The sequence below is a fragment of the Arthrobacter sp. CAN_A1 genome, from assembly GCF_015751665.1.
In the GTDB taxonomy this organism is placed as follows: Bacteria; Actinomycetota; Actinomycetes; order Actinomycetales; family Micrococcaceae; genus Arthrobacter_D.
This window is the reverse complement of sequence record NZ_JADOUR010000004.1, coordinates 54,402-72,395: the sequence shown is the minus strand read 5'-3', so window position 1 is coordinate 72,395 and position 17,994 is coordinate 54,402. Positions and strand designations below refer to the sequence as shown.

The 17,994-nt window shown below is 63.7% G+C and carries 16 protein-coding genes; 10 read left to right on the top strand and 6 right to left on the bottom strand.

What is annotated here, in order from left to right; translation table 11 throughout:
• The first annotated feature begins 18 nt into the window (after nucleotides 1-18).
• From leuA to IWX62_RS06185, 3 genes are all read left to right on the top strand, one after another.
• Entirely contained in the window at nucleotides 19-1,770 is a 1,752-nt protein-coding gene (gene leuA / locus IWX62_RS06195) for a 2-isopropylmalate synthase (RefSeq protein WP_196840512.1), read from the top strand.
• A 95-nt stretch (nucleotides 1,771-1,865) separates the two neighbouring features.
• Complete coding sequence (gene recO / locus IWX62_RS06190; protein ID WP_196840511.1) at nucleotides 1,866-2,615, top strand: DNA repair protein RecO; 750 nt, start codon at nucleotides 1,866-1,868, stop codon at nucleotides 2,613-2,615.
• Complete coding sequence (locus IWX62_RS06185; RefSeq protein WP_196840510.1) at nucleotides 2,612-3,415, top strand: isoprenyl transferase; 804 nt, start codon at nucleotides 2,612-2,614, stop codon at nucleotides 3,413-3,415. The genes recO and IWX62_RS06185 overlap by 4 nt, the downstream gene beginning before the upstream one ends.
• A 15-nt stretch (nucleotides 3,416-3,430) precedes the next feature.
• Here IWX62_RS06185 and IWX62_RS06180 read toward each other — a convergent pair whose 3' ends face one another.
• Entirely contained in the window at nucleotides 3,431-4,600 is a 1,170-nt protein-coding gene (locus tag IWX62_RS06180) for an alpha/beta hydrolase (RefSeq protein ID WP_196840509.1), read from the bottom strand.
• A gap of 102 nt (nucleotides 4,601-4,702) precedes the next feature.
• Here IWX62_RS06180 and IWX62_RS06175 point away from each other — a divergent pair, with 102 nt between their 5' ends.
• Nucleotides 4,703-5,779, top strand: coding sequence for a quinone-dependent dihydroorotate dehydrogenase (locus IWX62_RS06175; protein WP_196840508.1), 1,077 nt, complete (start codon nucleotides 4,703-4,705; stop codon nucleotides 5,777-5,779).
• 161 nt (nucleotides 5,780-5,940) lie between these two features.
• Here IWX62_RS06175 and IWX62_RS06170 read toward each other — a convergent pair whose 3' ends face one another.
• The gene (locus tag IWX62_RS06170; protein WP_196840507.1) at nucleotides 5,941-6,513 is read right to left on the bottom strand and encodes a DUF3043 domain-containing protein; all 573 of its coding nucleotides are present in this window, start codon (nucleotides 6,511-6,513) and stop codon (nucleotides 5,941-5,943) included.
• Nucleotides 6,514-6,587: 74 nt separating this feature from the next.
• Between IWX62_RS06170 and IWX62_RS06165 the strand changes: the two genes are divergently transcribed.
• The 5 genes from IWX62_RS06165 (at nucleotide 6,588) to IWX62_RS06145 (ending at nucleotide 11,692) form a co-directional block, all read left to right on the top strand.
• On the top strand, nucleotides 6,588-7,991 hold the full coding sequence (locus IWX62_RS06165; protein WP_196840506.1) for a dipeptidase: 1,404 nt from the start codon (nucleotides 6,588-6,590) through the stop codon (nucleotides 7,989-7,991).
• Nucleotides 7,992-8,125: 134 nt separating this feature from the next.
• Nucleotides 8,126-8,506, top strand: coding sequence for a HesB/IscA family protein (locus IWX62_RS06160; protein ID WP_196840505.1), 381 nt, complete (start codon nucleotides 8,126-8,128; stop codon nucleotides 8,504-8,506).
• Nucleotides 8,507-8,699: 193 nt separating this feature from the next.
• The gene (gene ctaC / locus IWX62_RS06155; protein ID WP_196840504.1) at nucleotides 8,700-9,566 is read left to right on the top strand and encodes an aa3-type cytochrome oxidase subunit II; all 867 of its coding nucleotides are present in this window, start codon (nucleotides 8,700-8,702) and stop codon (nucleotides 9,564-9,566) included.
• On the top strand, nucleotides 9,566-11,287 hold the full coding sequence (ctaD, locus tag IWX62_RS06150) for an aa3-type cytochrome oxidase subunit I (protein ID WP_196840503.1): 1,722 nt from the start codon (nucleotides 9,566-9,568) through the stop codon (nucleotides 11,285-11,287). The genes ctaC and ctaD overlap by 1 nt, the downstream gene beginning before the upstream one ends.
• A 3-nt stretch (nucleotides 11,288-11,290) precedes the next feature.
• Nucleotides 11,291-11,692 (top strand): cytochrome c oxidase subunit 4, encoded by a 402-nt coding sequence (locus IWX62_RS06145; protein ID WP_196840502.1) that lies wholly within the window; start codon nucleotides 11,291-11,293, stop codon nucleotides 11,690-11,692.
• 136 nt (nucleotides 11,693-11,828) lie between these two features.
• Here IWX62_RS06145 and IWX62_RS06140 read toward each other — a convergent pair whose 3' ends face one another.
• Both IWX62_RS06140 and IWX62_RS06135 read right to left on the bottom strand, forming a co-directional pair.
• Nucleotides 11,829-13,589, bottom strand: a complete 1,761-nt coding sequence (locus IWX62_RS06140; RefSeq protein ID WP_196840501.1) for an ABC1 kinase family protein — start codon at nucleotides 13,587-13,589, stop codon at nucleotides 11,829-11,831.
• A 5-nt stretch (nucleotides 13,590-13,594) separates the two neighbouring features.
• A complete protein-coding gene (locus IWX62_RS06135; RefSeq protein WP_196840500.1) occupies nucleotides 13,595-14,137 on the bottom strand; it encodes a PadR family transcriptional regulator in 543 nt (180 codons plus the stop codon).
• A gap of 237 nt (nucleotides 14,138-14,374) precedes the next feature.
• On the opposite strand from IWX62_RS06135, the gene IWX62_RS06130 reads away from it, so the two are divergent.
• Entirely contained in the window at nucleotides 14,375-15,118 is a 744-nt protein-coding gene (locus tag IWX62_RS06130; RefSeq protein WP_196840685.1) for a GntR family transcriptional regulator, read from the top strand.
• Between the two features lie 105 nt (nucleotides 15,119-15,223).
• On the opposite strand, the gene qcrB is transcribed toward IWX62_RS06130, so the two are convergent.
• Together qcrB and qcrA are read right to left on the bottom strand one after the other, a co-directional pair.
• Entirely contained in the window at nucleotides 15,224-16,906 is a 1,683-nt protein-coding gene (qcrB, locus tag IWX62_RS06125) for a cytochrome bc1 complex cytochrome b subunit (protein WP_196840499.1), read from the bottom strand.
• 1 nt (nucleotide 16,907) lies between these two features.
• The gene (gene qcrA, locus IWX62_RS06120) at nucleotides 16,908-17,933 is read right to left on the bottom strand and encodes a cytochrome bc1 complex Rieske iron-sulfur subunit (protein WP_196840498.1); all 1,026 of its coding nucleotides are present in this window, start codon (nucleotides 17,931-17,933) and stop codon (nucleotides 16,908-16,910) included.
• Nucleotides 17,934-17,994: the final 61 nt, after the last annotated feature.

Genomic DNA, 17,994 nt, shown 5'->3' with positions numbered 1-17,994 from the left:
AGAACAGGCCAAACCCCCATGCGCAACGCACAAAAAACTTCCGGAATGCCGTTCCACAAATACAGCCCCTTCCAGGACCAGATCACCGTCCAGCTGCCCGACCGGACCTGGCCCGACAAGGTCATCACCAAGGCTCCGCGCTGGTGTGCAGTCGACCTCCGGGATGGTAACCAGGCACTGATCGATCCCATGAGCCCCGAACGCAAGCACAAGATGTTCGACCTGCTGGTGCAGATGGGCTACAAGGAAATCGAGGTGGGCTTTCCCTCCGCGTCGCAGACTGACTTCGACTTTGTCCGCCAGCTGATCGAGACGGACCGCATTCCCGACGACGTCACTATCCAGGTCCTCACCCAGGCCAGGGAACACCTGATCGAGCGGACCTACCAGTCGATCGAGGGCGCCGACCGGGCTATCGTGCACCTTTACAACTCGACGTCAGTCCTGCAGCGCCGGGTGGTCTTCAACCAGGACATGGACGGCATCATCGACATTGCGCTGACGGGCGCGCGGCTCTGCCGCAAATTCGAGGAGACCCTCCGCAACACCGACATCACCTACGAGTACTCACCCGAATCGTTCACCGGCACCGAACTGGAGTTCGCCGCCCGGATCAGCAACGACGTCGCCGCCGTGCTGGAGGCTGGCCCCGACCGCCAGATGATCCTGAACCTGCCCGCGACGGTGGAGATGGCCACCCCCAATGTCTACGCCGACTCCATCGAATGGATGTGCCGGAACCTGGACAACCGCGAGAACATCATCCTGTCCCTTCACCCGCACAACGACAGGGGTACCGGCGTGGCGGCGGCGGAACTCGGATACCTGGCCGGCGCCGACCGGATCGAAGGGTGCCTCTTCGGCAACGGCGAGCGTACCGGCAACGTTGACCTGGTGACCCTCGGTATGAACCTTTACGGGCAGGGCATCGACCCGGAGATCGACTTCTCCGACATTGACCACATCCGACGGACCGCCGAGTACTGCAACCAGCTGCCCGTTCCGGAGCGCTCACCCTACGGTGGCGACCTGGTGTTCACTGCGTTCTCCGGCTCGCACCAGGATGCCATCAAGAAGGGCTTCGAACGGATGGAGTCCGACGCCGCGGAAGCCGGCAAGACCGTCGAGGAGATTCCCTGGGCCGTCCCCTACCTGCCCATCGACCCCAAGGACATTGGGCGCAGCTATGAGGCAGTGATCCGGGTGAACTCGCAGTCCGGCAAGGGCGGGGTAGCGTACCTGCTGAAGAACGAGCACAGCCTTGACCTGCCACGGCGGGCGCAGATCGAATTCTCCGGCGTCATCCAGCGCCGCACCGACACGGTCGGTGGCGAGATCAGCGGCGCCGAACTGTGGAAGGTCTTCCAGGATGAATACCTCCCCAGCCGGTCCGGCGGGGCAGGGACCTGGGGTCACTACGCGCTCACGAGCGTGAACACTGCGACTGCCGAAGACGATTCCTTCAAACTGACCGCCTCCCTGCTGGTCGACGGCGTGCAGCAGCGCCGCTCCTCACAGGGCAACGGCCCCATCGCTGCGCTACTGAACATTCTCGGCGAAGACGGTGTGGACGTCAGGGTCCTCGACTACACCGAGCACGCCCTGTCGGCCGGCGGCAACGCCCGGGCGGCGGCCTACGTCGAATGCACCATCGGCGAGCGGGTCCTGTGGGGGATCGGAATCGACTCCAACACCACCATGGCCGCGCTGAAGGCGGTCATCTCGGCAGTCAACCGGGCGATCAGGGACCAGCAGCAGTCCAGCTCGTAACGGGGGAGCACATGGGACCGGTGCATACCGGCGGTGGGGCGGCGCGCCACCGCCGGGATGCGTCGCCCCGGCGCAAGGGGTGCGAAAATAGGGGAGTGTCTTCGTCTTTCGCTTCCCGCACCTACCGCGCCGAGGGCGTGGTGCTGCGCACCCATAAGCTGGGCGAAGCCGACCGGATCATCGTTTTCCTGACCCGGGACCACGGGCAGGTCAGGGCCGTCGCCAAGGGCGTTCGCCGCACCAGTAGCAAGTTCGGTTCGCGGCTGGAACCCTACATGACTGTTGACCTGCAGCTGGTTGCCGGGCGAAGCCTCGACGTCGTCACCCAGGCCCAGACCAAGGGCGCCTACGGCCACGGAATAGCGGCCGACTACGGGCGCTACACAGCTGCTGCGGCCATCGCCGAAACCGCCGAACGGCTCACCGATTCCGACGGCGAGTCTTCGGGCGCACAGTACAACCTGATTGTCGGGGCCCTGTCCGCTCTCAGCAGGGGCCTGCATGCCCCGGAGCTGATCCTCGATTCCTACCTCCTGCGCGCCCTGGCGACCGCCGGGTGGGCGCCCAGCTTTACCGATTGTGCACGCTGCGGCAAACCCGGTCCGCATACTGCGTTTTCCGCACCACTCGGCGGGGGTGTCTGTCCGGATTGCCGGCCGCCGGGGGCGGCGTCGCCGTCGGCCGAGTCCATGGCGCTGCTGGCCGCTTTGCTGTCGGGGAACTGGGAATCGGCTGATGCCTCAGGCCCACAGTCCCGCCGGGAAGCGGCAGGACTCGTGGCAAGCTACCTGCAGTGGCACCTGGAGCGTGTCGTGAAGTCCCTCAAACTAGTGGAGCGTCAGTGAACCAGAAACGACCGGGTAGCCCTTCGAAGCCGTGGCCGCACCCGAGCGGCGACACGGCCCCCGCCATTCCGGCGCAGTTCGTGCCCAAACATGTGGCGATCGTGATGGATGGCAACGGTCGGTGGGCCAACCAGCGAGGGCTGCCCCGGACGGAGGGCCACCGGGCGGGCGAAGCGGCGCTGCTCGACGTGATGGCCGGTGCCATCGAGATCGGGGTCACCCATGTCTCCGTGTACGCCTTTTCCACCGAGAACTGGAAACGTTCACCCGATGAGGTGCGATTCCTGATGGGGTTCAGCAGGGATGTGCTGCGCCGGCAGCGGGATCAGCTAGACGCCTGGGGGGTCAGGATCCGCTGGTCGGGCCGCAGGCCACGCCTGTGGGGATCGGTCATCAAGGAACTTGAGGTGGCTGAGCAGCAAACCCTCGGCAACACCACGTGCACCCTCACCATGTGCGTGAACTATGGGGGCCGCGCCGAGATTGCTGACGCAGCGCGGGCGATCGCCGAGCAGGTGGAAGCGGGAAAGCTACGCGCGTCAGCCGTGTCCGAGAAGACAGTCCAGAAGTATCTCGATGAGCCCGATCTCCCCGACGTCGACCTGTTCCTCAGGACATCGGGGGAGCAGCGGCTGTCAAACTTCATGTTGTGGCAGTCCGCCTACGCCGAAATGGTGTTCATGGATGTGTTGTGGCCCGACGTCGACCGACGGGTTCTGTGGCGGGCCATCGGCGAATACGCGGAGCGGGACCGCCGGTATGGTGGAGCAGTCGATCAGTCGGCTCAGGTTCCGGGCTAGACGGGGCGGGCTGCTTTAGGAGGGCTGGCCCGACCGGACTGGCTGTTCGGGAGGGTTCAGCCCGGTCGGGTGCTGGCAGCGCAACCAGGCATCGAGTGTCTGGTACACCTGACGGCGCACCGGCTCCCGGGACAGCAGCACGTCATGGAGGGCGTCCTCAAACCGGCGCACGGTGACCGACGACCCGAGCTGCAGTGCCCGCTGGGTCATCAGGGTGACATCGAGGACGCTGTCCGAGGTAAGCATTGAGTCACTCCAGACCGGGCTCACCGACGACCGCGCTGAGGCAAGGACCAGCACCGGCACATCGATGTCCAGGCTTCTGCGCACCTGCGCGTGCCCGGCCAGGATTGCTGCGACCCACCCCGCCCTGATCGGGAACCCGAACTCGGGGCGCCAATGGGGGTGGACGTCCCATTCCCCGTCGGCTGCGTTGCTGATGCTCCGCCAGTAGAAGCCGAATTCGGGCAGCTTCAGCCGTGCCTTGGGCCGGAAACGGGTGATGGGGTCCAGCAGACCCTGGGTGGCGCCCCGCAGGATGGCGCTTCCCTGCACATCCAGCCACGGACTGTTCAGGATCAGGCTGGCGACCCGGCCGGGATTCCGGTTGGCCCACAGGGAAGCGATCAGCGCGCCCGTGGAGTGTGCCATCAGATGGATGCTGGCCCGGACCGGTGTTCCCCGCTGTTCGGCGAGGTGGACGGTGATGGCCGTCAGCGCCCGGTCAATGTCGTCGTCGTACTCGGTCAGGCTCGCGACGTACCCGGGGGTCTGCCACTCGCGAAGGCTTCGTCCGTACTTTCTCAGGTCGAGTGCGTAGAACGCGACCCCGCGCTCGGCGTAGAACTCAGCCAGTCCCCGGTGCATGAAGTAATCGCTCCAGCCGTGCAGGTACAGGACGGCAGCGACATCCTGCGGTTCAGCTCCCGCCTCTGGCCCTGCCGCAGCATCGGCCGGCGCCGTCCGGTTCAGGAACCTTGACCGCCAGCCACCGAGGGTGGCGGAGATGCTGCTGGCCAGGGTGGGTTTCGGGTCGCTGGCCGGGGGGCCGGTGGGCGCCGGGACGGTTGGTGGCGAATAGGACACCAGGGTGGCCACACACGGGCCCTCATCGTCGGAGCCAAGGTTGAATTCGGCGCAGGTGAACCCGCCGCCAAGATAGTCCGGTTCCCAGATCAACCCCATCAGAAAACTGTAACCGTTATTGCCGCCGCCCGGCCCACACGGCAGCCCGCCGCCGCGTCCCACAAGTTGTTGTTGACAGCTCCCACGTGGGAGTTTTAGACCATGCGAATCTACCCTGCGATCTTTCGACTGGTCTTTGCCCGCATGGACGCCGAGAAGGCCCATCGGATCGGTTTCCGGCTGATTCGCGTCGCGGAGCGCACCCCGGCGGGGTTGGTGCTGCGGCAGCTCACCAAACCGCATCCGGGGCTGCAGACCAGCGCGTTGGGCATGACCTTCCCATCACCGTTCGGTCTGGCCGCCGGTTTTGACAAGGAAGGGCACGGGATCACCGCCCTGACCAGTCTGGGGTTCGGCCACGTCGAGGTGGGCACCATCACGGGTCAGGCGCAGCCAGGCAACCCGACGCCGCGCCTGTTCCGGCTGATCGCCGACCGTGCGGTGATCAACCGCATGGGCTTCAACAACGACGGCGCTGCGGCGGTGGCGCCGCGTCTGCGGTCGGCCCGCACCAGGCTGGAACGGCGGTATGTTGCGAACCGGCCCATCATCGGCATCAACATCGGCAAGACAAAGACAGTCAACCTGCGGGACGCAGTCGAGGACTATCTGGTCAGCACCCGCGAGCTCGCACCCGCGGCCGACTACCTGGTGGTCAATGTCAGCTCCCCCAATACCCCGGGGCTCCGGCTCCTCCAGAACATCGAATCGCTGCGGCCGCTCCTCACCGCAGTCCGCCGGACCGCTGACGAACGCGCCGGCCGGCCGGTGCCGCTCCTCGTCAAGATTGCTCCCGACCTTGAGGACCAGGACATTGACGACGTCGCCGCCCTCGCCGTCGATCTCGGTCTTGACGGGATCATCGCCACGAACACCACCATCACGCGGTCCAATCTGGTCACTGACAACGCGACGGTGATGAAGTGCGGTGTCGGTGGCCTCAGCGGGGCCCCGCTGAAGGAGCGTTCACTCGAGGTGCTCCGGCGTCTGCGTGCGGCCGCCGGTGACGGCCTGGCCATCGTGTCGGTCGGCGGTGTCGAAACAGCCGAGGATGTGCTTGAACGCCTCGACGCCGGGGCCACCCTGGTCCAGGGGTACACGGCGTTCCTCTATGAAGGACCGTTCTGGGCCCGCCAGATCAACCGCCGCCTTGAGGAATTGCTCGCCGCCAGGCAGTAAAGCTGGACCGCAGTAAAGCTGGAGCAGCAATGCTGGATTGCAGCAATGCTGGACAGCGGTGAATCAGGACCGCGGTGAATCTGGACAGATCCTGCACAACAGGACCAAACAATGAAAGCCCCCGGCTATGACAGCCGGGGGCTTTTATCGAAGGGTTTTTCCTAGGCGGGGTACTGGCCGCGCTTGACGAGCGCCTTGGGCAGTCGCAACCGGCGGAGCTGCAGGCCACGGGTGACCCCGTACCAGAGATCGCCGCGGCCTGGTTCGCCGAACTTCGCGGTCAGGCGCTTCTTGAGGCTCCTGCGGAGCAGGAAACAGTCGGCGACGACCGCGATGATCCCGATCCAGAACGCGTTCAGCGCGATGGCCTGCACCTGCATGCTGGGCACGAAGCTCAACAGCACGAAGACCAGGGCCGCGACCATCAGGAACTCGCCAAGGTTCCAGCGGGCGTCAACGAAGTCCCTCACAAAGCGGCGGTTCGGGCCCTTGTCGCGCAACGGCAGATACCGTTCGTCGCCGGTGTCGAGGGCCTGCCGGGTCTTCAGCCGCTCGGCTCGCTGGGCGTCGCGGCCTGCCGCCTTGGCTGCCTTCCGGTCATCCGGGACCAACGGGCGCTTCCTGGCAGCCTCCTGTGAGCTGCGGCGCGGCGTCGGCACTCCCTTGCCTACTGAGCGCTCTACGGGTAACTGGTCTACTGGGGCCTCAGGGGCTTCTTTTTTGCGTCCAAACACCTTTCAAGGATACCCGCCGCACCAGGGCCGTGCTCCCGGTCACTCTGTCAGCGTCACTGTGTAAGGTCGATCCCATGACTCAGCAACGACTTTCGTCCAGCACAGACTTCTCCGCCCAGGACCTCCGCGCCGCCGTCGCTGCGGACTTCGACGGGACGGTCAGTCAGCTCGTGGACCTGGTGGCCATCCCCGGCATCGCCTGGGCCGCCTTTGACCCGGCCGAGCTGGATCGCAGCGCCGCCGCCGTCGCGGAGCTGATCCGGGCGGCCGGCATCGACGACGTCCAGGTGCTGCGGGTCAGCACCGACGGCGTACCGGGAGGCCCCGCCGTCGTCGCTCGTCGTCCCGCCGCTCCGGGCAAGCCGACAGTTCTGCTCTATGCCCACCATGACGTCCAGCCGCCAGGGGATCCTGCACTGTGGGAGAGCGAGCCGTTTACCGCCGTCGAACGCCACGGCCGGTTGTATGGCAGGGGAGCCGCCGATGACAAGGCAGGCATTATGGCCCACCTGGGTGCGCTCAAGGCGCTGGATCAGGTGCTGGGGGAGGACTTCGGCGTCGGCGTGACCCTGTTTATTGAGGGCGAGGAAGAGGCGGGCTCCCCGACGTTCAGGACGTTCCTCGACACCCATCGGGAGCTGCTGCGGGCGGACGTCATTGTGGTGGCTGATTCCAGTAACTGGAAGGTAGGCGTTCCAGCCCTGACCACCAGTCTCCGCGGTCTGGTCGATGGGACCGTCGAGGTGCAGGTCCTTGGGCATGCGGTGCACTCGGGGATGTTCGGGGGACCGGTGCTCGACGCGCCGACCCTGTTGTCCCGGCTGATCGCCACCTTCCACGACGACGCCGGCGACGTGGCCATTGCCGGGCTGGCCGGCGGCGACGACGCGACAGTCGACTATCCGGAAGCCGATTACCGTGCCGACGCCTCAGTGCTCGACGGCGTGCGGCTCGCCGGCACCGGATCCATCGCGTCACGGCTCTGGACCAAACCGGCCCTGTCGATCATCGGAATCGACGCCCCGACCGTCGCGTTGTCCTCAAACACCCTGCTGCCGCGGGCTCGAGCCAAGTTCAGCCTGCGCCTCGCCCCGGGCCAGGACCCGGCGTCGGCCATGGCCGCCGTGGAGGACCATGTTCAACGGAATGCGCCCTTCGGAGCCACAGTGACCTTCACCGCCGGCGAGACCGGCAACGCCTTTGCTGCGGACACCGCGGCGCCAGCGGCCCAGACCGCACTGTGGGCACTCGAGGAAGCCTGGGGCGTCCCTGCGGTGGAGGCTGGAATGGGAGGCTCAATTCCGTTCATCGCCGATCTCACCGAGGTCTACCCGGCTGCGCAGATCCTGATTACCGGCGTCGAGGATCCTGACTCCCGCGCGCACAGCGCCAACGAGTCCCTGCACCTCGCCGAGTTCCAGAAGGCCGTCCTCGCTGAGGCGCTAATGCTTTCCCGGATGAACACCGAGGGTCTCTGACCTTCCAACACCCGGCCGAAGCGGCGGCGCGTGACGTTCACGACCGGCAGGGTTGGTCCCGACCGGGACTGCCGACGTACCATTGAGCAGGACGCAAATCCGCGACACGTGTCCACAGCGAGGAGAAACCAGTCATGAGTACTTCCACCAGCGAAACCACCAGCGACACCACCGAGGCCGCCCTGGCCCCGCACGAGGTGCAGCTCTCCGATGTTGCCGCCGACAAAGTGCGCAGCCTCCTGGAACAGGAAGGCCGGACCGACCTGCGGCTCCGCGTCGCAGTGCAGCCCGGCGGCTGCTCCGGTCTGATCTACCAGCTGTACTTCGATGAACGAACCCTCGACGGCGACGCCGTCCGGAACTTCGACGGAGTCGAGGTCATCGTGGACCGCATGAGTGTTCCCTACCTGGCGGGCGCTTCCATCGACTTCGAAGACACCATTTCGAAGCAGGGGTTCACCATTGACAACCCCAACGCGGGCGGCTCCTGCGCCTGCGGCGACTCGTTCCACTAGCACGGGTCTGCTGTGCGGCCAACCGCCGGAAACGACCCGCGAAAAGTTCGGCGGCAGGCCGTCGCTACGTCATCCGATGGCGGCCGTAACAGGTAAGCTCTACAGTAAGTAGTAAAACTAATTGTGTGCTTTTTGCGCACACGGGGTAATGCCGCCAGCGGTGGCAGACACGTTAGAAAAGGAAGGGCCGTCTGTGAGTTCGCAGGACCGAACCGGCACCCGGCGCGTAAGGATCGCTAAGATCTCCAGCATCATGCTGGTAGGCGCGCTGTTTTTGTCGGGCTGTTCATCTGAAGTCCAAAGGGGTTGGTTGCCCGCCGAGCGCGACAACACCAACCACACCGGCCGGATCATCGATCTGTGGGTGAACTCTTGGATCGCTGCACTGATAGTGGGTGTCATCACCTGGGGTCTCATCATCTGGTGCATCGTTGCCTACCGCAGGCGCCGGAATGAGACAGGATTCCCCCGCCAGGTCAGCTACAACCTTCCCCTCGAAGTGTTCTACTTGACCATCCCCCTGTTCATGGTGCTGGTGTTCTTCTACTTCACCGACCGTGACCAGCAGGCCATCGACGCCCGCGTCGACGACCCCGACGTCGTGGTTGACGTCCGTGGCAAGCAGTGGTCCTGGGACTTCAACTACGTTAATGAAGACAAGTACTTCAGCGGCGTACAGGCCAATCTCACTGGCGAGGAAGGCATTCCGGAAACCCTTCCGACGCTGTACCTGCCGGTCAACCAGACGGTGGAGCTCCAGCTCAATGCCCGCGACGTCCTGCACTCCTTCTGGGTGCCAGCGTTCCTGCAGAAGCGCGACATGATTCCTGGTCGCACCAACTACATCACCCTCACTCCCACGCGTGAAGGCACCTTCGACGGTAAATGCGCCGAGCTTTGCGGCGAGTACCACTCGGAAATGCTTTTCAACGTAGCCGTTGTGTCGCAGGAGGAGTTTGATGCTCACATGGCCACCCTTGAGGATGGCCAACTCGGGGAAGAATACGATCGCAATCCTGCCCCGGACGAAGAACTAGAACCAGCGGGGAGTAACGGCTGATGTCCACTTACGAATACACGGCTGAGGAAACCGGCACCACTGTCGCCCCTCGCGTCGTACCACGATCGAAGGGCCGCGTGGTGGTCAGCTGGATCACCTCCACCGACCACAAGACCATCGGGTACATGTACCTGATCTCGTCCTTCGTGTTCTTCTGCTTCGCCGGCGTCATGGCGCTGGTCATCCGCGCAGAGTTGTTCGAACCTGGAATGCAGATTCTGCAGACCAAGGAACAGTACAACCAGCTCTTCACCATGCACGGCACTGTCATGCTCCTGATGTTCGCCACCCCGCTCTTCGCGGGTTTCGCCAACGTCATCATGCCCCTCCAGATCGGCGCACCCGACGTCGCCTTCCCGCGGCTGAACGCCCTGGCCTTCTGGTTCTTCCTCTTTGGCAGCACCATCGCCGTATCCGGCTTCATCACACCACAGGGTGCGGCGTCGTTCGGCTGGTTTGCCTATGCACCGCTCTCCAACACCACCTTCTCTCCGGGGCTTGGTGGTGACCTGTGGGTCTTTGGGCTGGCACTGTCAGGGTTCGGTACCATCCTTGGCGCGGTGAACTTCATCACCACGATCATTTGTATGCGGGCCCCCGGCATGACGATGTGGCGGATGCCCATCTTCACCTGGAACACCCTGGTCACCGCGATTCTTGTCTTGATGGCCTTCCCGCCGCTGGCTGCAGCGCTGTTCGCGTTGGGCGCCGACAGACGGTTCGGAGCCCACATCTTCGATCCGGACAACGGGGGAGCGATCCTCTGGCAGCACCTGTTCTGGTTCTTCGGCCACCCCGAGGTCTACATCATCGCCCTGCCGTTCTTCGGTATCGTCTCGGAGATCTTCCCGGTCTTCAGCCGCAAACCCATCTTTGGCTACAAGGGTCTGGTGTATGCAACCATCGCGATCGCGGCGCTTTCCGTCACCGTATGGGCTCACCACATGTACGTCACTGGCGCTGTCCTGCTGCCGTTCTTCGCGTTCATGACGATGCTGATTGCGGTGCCGACGGGGGTCAAGTTCTTCAACTGGATTGGCACCATGTGGCGAGGGTCGCTCACCTTCGAAACCCCCATGCTATGGAGCCTTGGCTTCCTGGTGACCTTCCTCTTCGGTGGACTGACGGGCATCATCCTGGCTTCGCCTCCTCTCGACTTCCACGTCTCTGACACCTACTTTGTGGTGGCACACTTCCACTACGTGGTTTTTGGCACCGTTGTCTTCGCGATGTTCGCTGGCTTCTACTTCTGGTGGCCGAAATTCACCGGCAAGATGCTCAACGAGCGATTGGGAAAGATTCACTTCTGGATGCTGTTCGTCGGCTTCCACGGCACGTTCCTGATCCAGCACTGGCTCGGCGTCATCGGCATGCCTCGCCGTTACGCCGACTACCTCCCCGAGGACGGGTTCACGGCGATGAACCAGTTCTCGACCATCGCATCTTTCGTCCTCGGCGCCTCACTGATCCCGTTCTTCTGGAACGTGTACATCACGTGGCGCAGCGGCAAGAAGGTCGAGGTCGATGATCCGTGGGGCTTCGGTGCGTCACTGGAATGGGCGACGTCGTGCCCACCACCGCGTCACAACTTCACTTCACTGCCCAGGATCCGTTCAGAGCGTCCAGCGCTGGATCTCCATCATCCCGAGCTGCAGCAGCAGCACACACCAAGCTCGGCCGTCGGCCAGGCCCTTGGTGCGGCCGACCGGAAGGACGCCTAGCACATGAAGGTTGAAACCGGACTCTTCTTCTGGGGAGTACCCTTCTTCATTCTCGTTGGCGTGGTCTACGGCTACCTCACTGGATGGACCGAATATGTCGGCTTCCTCGGCATTCTGTTGGTCGGTGGCCTGGCAGCCATGATCGCGTTCTACCTGGGATTTACTGGCCGCAGGGTCGGAATGCGGCCCGAGGATCGTCTCGACGCTGAAATCCACGAAGGATCCGGCGAGCAGGGGCACTTCAGCCCCTGGAGCTGGTGGCCCCTCGTGCTCGGCCTGTCGGCCGCCACCGGGTTCCTCGGCCTGGCTGCGGGCTTCTGGATCCTCTACATCAGTCTCGGTATGGTCGTCATCGCGCTCGTTGGCTGGGTCTTTGAGTACAGCCGCGGGGATCACGCCCACTAGCGGGTCCTGCACCCTCGAGTCCATGTAAGTGCTTCACACACAATGGGCCTCCACCTCACGGTGGGGGCCCATTGTCATGCGGTGGAGCAAAGAGGTGGAGCAGTCATTATCCCCGGTCAGGGCCCGCGATCCACGGTCAGAGCCCGCGGCGGCCCGCCCAGAGTCCCTGCAGCAGGGGGAGGACTGACACCAGCATCAGGACGTTCCCCAGCGCCGTATCGTCCGCCCGGACCAGGGCCCCGGAGATCAGCAGGGCGCCGAAGATGAGGGCCGATCCCGCCCGTTGGGTGGTGCGATCGAGCCTGGCAAGCCGCTGCTCAAGTCGGGGGGTGGCCACCGAAACCGACCCTTCCTCGATACGGGTCACCAGGCCGTCAAGGCGTTGCGGCAGGCGCAGAGCCACTCCAGCCGCCTCAAGGGCCTGCTGGGCAACGTCCTGCACAATGTTGCCCCGTTCATCCCGCAGCAGTTGTGCAGCATAGGGTTCAACTGAGTCCCAGAGATTGAACCGGGGATCCAAGGAGCTGGCCACCCCCGAGGTGAGTGACATGGCGCGGATGATGAGGAGGAAGTTCTCCGGCAGTTGGAACGGCAACGAGCGAACCAGGTCGCCGAATTCGACGGCGAAGTCAATGAATTCGCGTGGATCCACCTCGCGGAGCTCCGCGAAGCCCATTCCGCCAAACCGGGCGAAGAGCTGAGTCATCGCCCGTTCAAGCTCGGTGGTATCGGCCGACGGGACAAGTACCCCCACGTCACTGATAGCCGCCACCAGACCCTTACCGTCACGGGAGGCAGCGGCGATGAGTAGCTTGCGCAGACCGTTGCGGGTGCTGGGCGGCACCTCACCCATCATGCCGAAGTCGATAAATGTCAGCTGCCAGGGGCGGGTAGGCGCCTGCCTCCGATCCGGGCCGTGAACCAAACCAGGGCCCGGGATGTCATCCGAACCGTTGCCCGGCGTGACGAAGATATTGCCGGGGTGCGGATCGGCGTGGAAGAAGCCCTGGGTAAATAGCTGATCAAACATGACCGAGGCAAACACCGGGGCGACCTGTGCCGGGTCGATGCCGGCGGCCAGCAGTGCCTTGGTGTCAGTGATCTTGATCGCCGTGACGTCCTGGAGGGTGAGGACGCGGCGGGTACTCCGCTCCCACACGACGTCGGGTACGGTTACGCGATTGTCGTCGGAGAAATCGTCGGCAAACCGTTCAAGATTCGCTGCCTCATGGAGATAGTCGATTTCTTCGAGACTGATCTGCGCGAACTCCTCAACCAGGGCCGGCATATCTGCGCGGGACGACACCAGACGGACATGGCTGAGCCACCCACCCACCTTGCGCAGGGCCGCCAGGTCGACGTCGACGATCGTATCGATGCCCGGGCGCTGGACCTTGAGCACCACGCTGTCGAGCCCGGTCTCCGAGGCATCGCCGGGCTGAAGCTGTGCCCGGTGTGCCTGGCCGAAGGACGCCGCGGCAATCGGTGTCTCATCAACCGAGGCAAACACCTGGCTGAGTGGCGCGCCGAGTTCCGCCTCGGCGAGGGCGCGGATGTAGCGGAAGGGGACCGGGGGCACCTCGTCCTGCAGGCCCTCGAGCTCAGCGGTGATTTCCGGCGGCAGTACATCAAGCCGCGAGGAGAGGAACTGTCCCACCTTGATCATCAGACCGCCCAGATCCACAGCAAGCACCCGGAAACGCTGGGCGAAGCGCAGCATCCGCCGCGTCCGGGTGCGTTCGGCAATCCTTCCAAGCCCGATGCGGGGGAGGAAGAGCTCAAACCACCAGGTCACCGCGAGATGCCAGGCGGCAAAGCGGAGGATGCGGCGGTAGCGGGCCTGGGTGTCCCCGACGCCGGGCAACGGATCTGTCCGGCCCCGGCGACCCCATGTCACGCGCGTCAATCCTGGGCGAGGATTGAGTACAGCCGGCGTCGGGCGTCATTGAGGACTTTGACGGCCTCCTGAACCTGCTCCGGGGATCCGGTGCGACCTACCTGGGCGGCGGCCTGCGCCAGTTCGACGCCCGCTTTGGGCAGGGCTGCGAAACCTGCGCCATTTCCTTGGCCACTGGCGGCCCACGGTGCCCCCGCACCGGCGCCAGCTACTTCCTCGCGGCCAGCCTCGGTGAGTGAGTAGATCTTGCGACCGTTGGACTCCTCCGCACTGATGAAACCTTCGTCGGCCAGGAGCTGCAGGGTGGGGTAGACAGAGCCAGCGCTGGGCTTCCAGCTGCCGCCGCTACGCTCCTCGATCTCATGGATGATCTGGTAGCCGTGCATGGGCCGTTCGGCAAGCAGGGCCAGGACCGCGGACCGCACCTCACCGCGACCTGCCCGGGTGCCCGCCCGCTTTTCGAAGCGTGACCGCAGTTCTTCCACTGCCTGCCACATGCCATCAATGTTGTTGCCGCCGAAGCCGCCGGCCGGGTATGAATTGCGCATAGTGCTCTCCTCAGTCATGTTCAACGATATATAACGATAGTCAACGATACCTCTCGTGAGCGGGACAAATCCACCCCGGGTTGGCCCCGCACCACCCGTCGCCCCAACCACACAGTGGAGCCTAGCGCGCCGTAGAATAGGGCCACCCCCCTGTCGTCTGGAGCTTGAAGAAGGGTCCTGCCGTTGTCAAGTACTTTGTTGCGCTCATTGGAACGCGGGCTGAGCCCCGGATCGTCGATGCCGAAGCATGTGCAGCTCCGGGAGATCCTCCGCGAGCTGATTGTCGAGCACGCGGAGCCGGGAACCGCGATCCCCTCGGAGCGGGAACTGACCCGGCACTTCGGGGTGGCCAGAATGACGGTGCGGCACGCGATTGACGCCCTCGTCGCTGAGGAGATTCTGGAACGGATCGTGGGGCTGGGCACCTTCGTGGCACACACGAAGCTCGACCTGCAGATGAAGCTCACCTCCTACAGCGAGGAGATGCACCGCCGCGGCATGGTTCCCGATGCCAGGGTGCTGAGCTTCGAACAGATCGGCGCTACACCTCTGATCGCCAGGGAGTTGCAGCTGGAGCAGGGCCAGCCGGTGGTGCGGTTCAGAAGGCAATTGCTGGCTGACGGCGAACCCATGAGCGTTGACGAGAATTTTATTCCTGCCCACCGGGTGCCGGGAATCCTCGACGAACCCGCACCGACGTCGTTGTACAACGTTCTCAGCGAACGGTTCGGGCTGCTGATGGAGTGGGGAGAGGACACCATTGAGGCGACGGCGGCATCCGCATCGATCGCCCGCCTCCTCAATGTTGACCTGGGTGCGCCCGTCCTGAAGATTCAGCGGCACGCCTACGTGGCACGGTCGATGATCGACTATTCGGTGTCCTACTACCGGGCCGACCGCTACAAGCTCTGGGTGCCGCTGCAGCGGCCAGGGGTCCGGTCTCCCCGCGCCTATACCGCCAAGCGGCTCAACAGCCCCTGAGACGGCTGGCTGCCCGTGCATCACCTCTCCGGGGTGCTTGCGGTCCCTCGAGAAAGCAAAAGACCCGGTCCAGCGATGAGCTGGACCGGGTCTTTTGTGGGGATCCTACTTCGAGACTGCCGCTTTATCGTGCTGTTCGGCGATCGCGTCGTGGTGTCCGTGCGAGTGAGCTGCTGCCAACTCGGCCGGGGTGACCGGGGCGACGCGGTCTTCGAAGAAGAAGCGTGACAGGCGGCCACGTGCCTTCTCTGTCCTGGTGACGTGTCCGTTGATGTCGGCCTGCGCGGGCAGAACGTCGTGGGACTCGTAGTTGACCAGGTTGTAGCGCTTGTACTCATCGAGCGGTTCGTGCACCTCGATGAACTCGCCGTGGGGGAGCCGTACAATCCGGCCGGTCTCCCGACCGTGGAGGGCGATCTCCCGGTCCTTGCGCTGCAGGGCCAGCGCAATGCGCTGGGCAACCATGAAGCCGATGACCGGGCCCACGAAGAACAGCACCCGCAACCAGTAAGTGACGTCGTTGAGCGAAACGAAGAAGTGGGTGGCGATAAGGTCGGAGCTGGCCGCTGCCCACATGATGCAGTAGAAGGCGACTCCAGCCACACCGACCGCCGTGCGGAATGGTGCGTTGCGGGGACGGTCCAACAGGTGGTGTTCCCGCTTGTCCTTCGTCAGCCAGGACTCGATCCACGGCCAGGCGAACATCAGGGTGAAGACAATTCCAGCAGGGACCAGAGCTGGAACGAGCACGTTTAGCGAGAGCGTGTTGACGCCCCAAGGCATTGCGAGCTCCCATTCCAACGGGAAGCCGCCCACAACACCTGGCATCAGGCGCAGAGCACCGTCGACCCAACCGATGTACCAGTCGGGTTGGGTTCCTGCGGACACAGGGGAGGGATCGTACGGTCCGTAGTTCCAGATCGGGTTGATCGTGAAGGCTGCAGCTATTGCAGCGACGATTCCGAACACGATGAAGAAGAATCCACCAGCCTTGGCAGCGTACACGGGGCCAACCGGGAAACCCACCACGTTGTCGTTTGTGCGGCCCGGACCGGGGAACTGGGTGTGCTTGTGGGTCACCACCATGAAGAGGTGAATCACGATCATCAGCAGGATGATTGCTGGGATCAGCAGGATGTGCAGGACATACAGCCGAGGAATGATGACCGTGCCGGGGAACTCTCCGCCGAACAGGAAGAAGCTGATGTAGGTACCGACCACCGGAATGGATTTGATGACGCCGTCGATGATACGCAGACCGTTGCCGGAAAGCAGATCATCGGGAAGGGAGTATCCGGTGAAGCCGGCAGCCATGGCCAGGATCAGCAGGACGCAACCCACCACCCAGTTGAGCTCGCGGGGGCGCCGGAAGGCGCCGGTGAAGAAGACGCGGAGCATGTGAACCGAGACGGCGGCAACGAAGAGCAGTGCCGACCAGTGGTGGACCTGGCGCATAAACAGCCCGCCACGGATATCAAACGAGATGTTCAGTGAGGTGGCATAAGCCTCGGACATTTCCACCCCGCGCAAAGGGATGTAGCTGCCCTCATAGTGGGTCTCCGCCATCGAGGGATCGAAGAAGAAGGTCAGGAAAGTACCGGAAAGAAGCAGGATGACGAAGGAATACAGCGCCACCTCACCGAACATGAACGTCCAATGATCCGGGAAGATCTTCCGGCCGAACTCCTTGACGATCCCAGATCCGCCGACCCGTGAGTCGACGTAGTTGGTGATCTTTCCAACGCTGGTTTTCGGTTGGTAGGTGTTTTGCGTTGTCGTGCTGCTCATGTCAGCCACGCTCCCAGAAACTTGGTCCTACAGGCTCTTGAAAATCGCTGGTAGCGATGAGGTAGCCCTCGTCATCAACGGCGATGGGCAGCTGCGGTAGCGGTCGTGCGGCAGGACCGAAGATGACCTTGCATTCCTGCGTGAGGTCGAACGTCGACTGGTGGCACGGGCAAAGCAGGTGGTGGGTCTGCTGTTCGTAAAGTGCAACAGGGCAACCCACGTGCGTACAAATCTTGGAGTAGGCAACAATTCCTTCGTAGCCCCAATCCTCACGTTCCGGTGAGGGGTTGAGCGACTCAGGGCTCAACCGCATCAGCAGAACTACTGCCTTGGCCTTCTCCTCGAGGTAGTGCTCGGAGTCCGAGAGTCCCTCGGGGATGACGTGGAAGGCTGACCCTATAGTCACATCCGAAGCTTTGATCGGGGTACCGCTTGGATCGCGGGCCAGCCGCATCCCGGATTCCCAGAACGTGTGGCGTAGCGAGTCACCGGGCAGTGGGCCCAGGTCTCGGAAAATGAAGACCGCTGGCAGGGGAGCAAGAAGCATGGCACCCAGCAGGGTGTTCCGGATGAGGGGACGGCGCTTGATGCCGGTCTCTTCAACAATGTCGTTGATGATTTTTTCGGCGTCAGCGCGGTCCGCTTCGGTGCGGATCTCGTGGCGGTCTTCTGAGACCTCATGGTCGGGCATCAGGGTTTTGGCCCAGTGCACAATCCCGACGCCGATCCCCAACATGGCAAAAGCGGTGCCGAGGCCTAGGGTGAGGTTCTGCAGGCGGAGGGTAGCGATGGTCTCGTCGAGGGGGATAAAGAAGTAACCGACGAAGAACAAGACGGTTCCGATAATCGACACGAGGAAGAGAATCGCTACCTGTCGCTCGGCGCGCTTCTCGGCGCGTGGGTCCCTGTCAGCAAGGCGGGGACGGTGCGGTGGCAGTCCAGGGTTCTGGAACTTCTGCACATCGCCCTGACCGGGCCTAGCTACGACGCCAGTACTCTCTGGACTGCCGTGACTATGATCGGCCATGATCCCTCGCATCCTTCTGATAAAACTTCACTTGTGGTCTGGTGTTAGGTGTGGTGTTGCT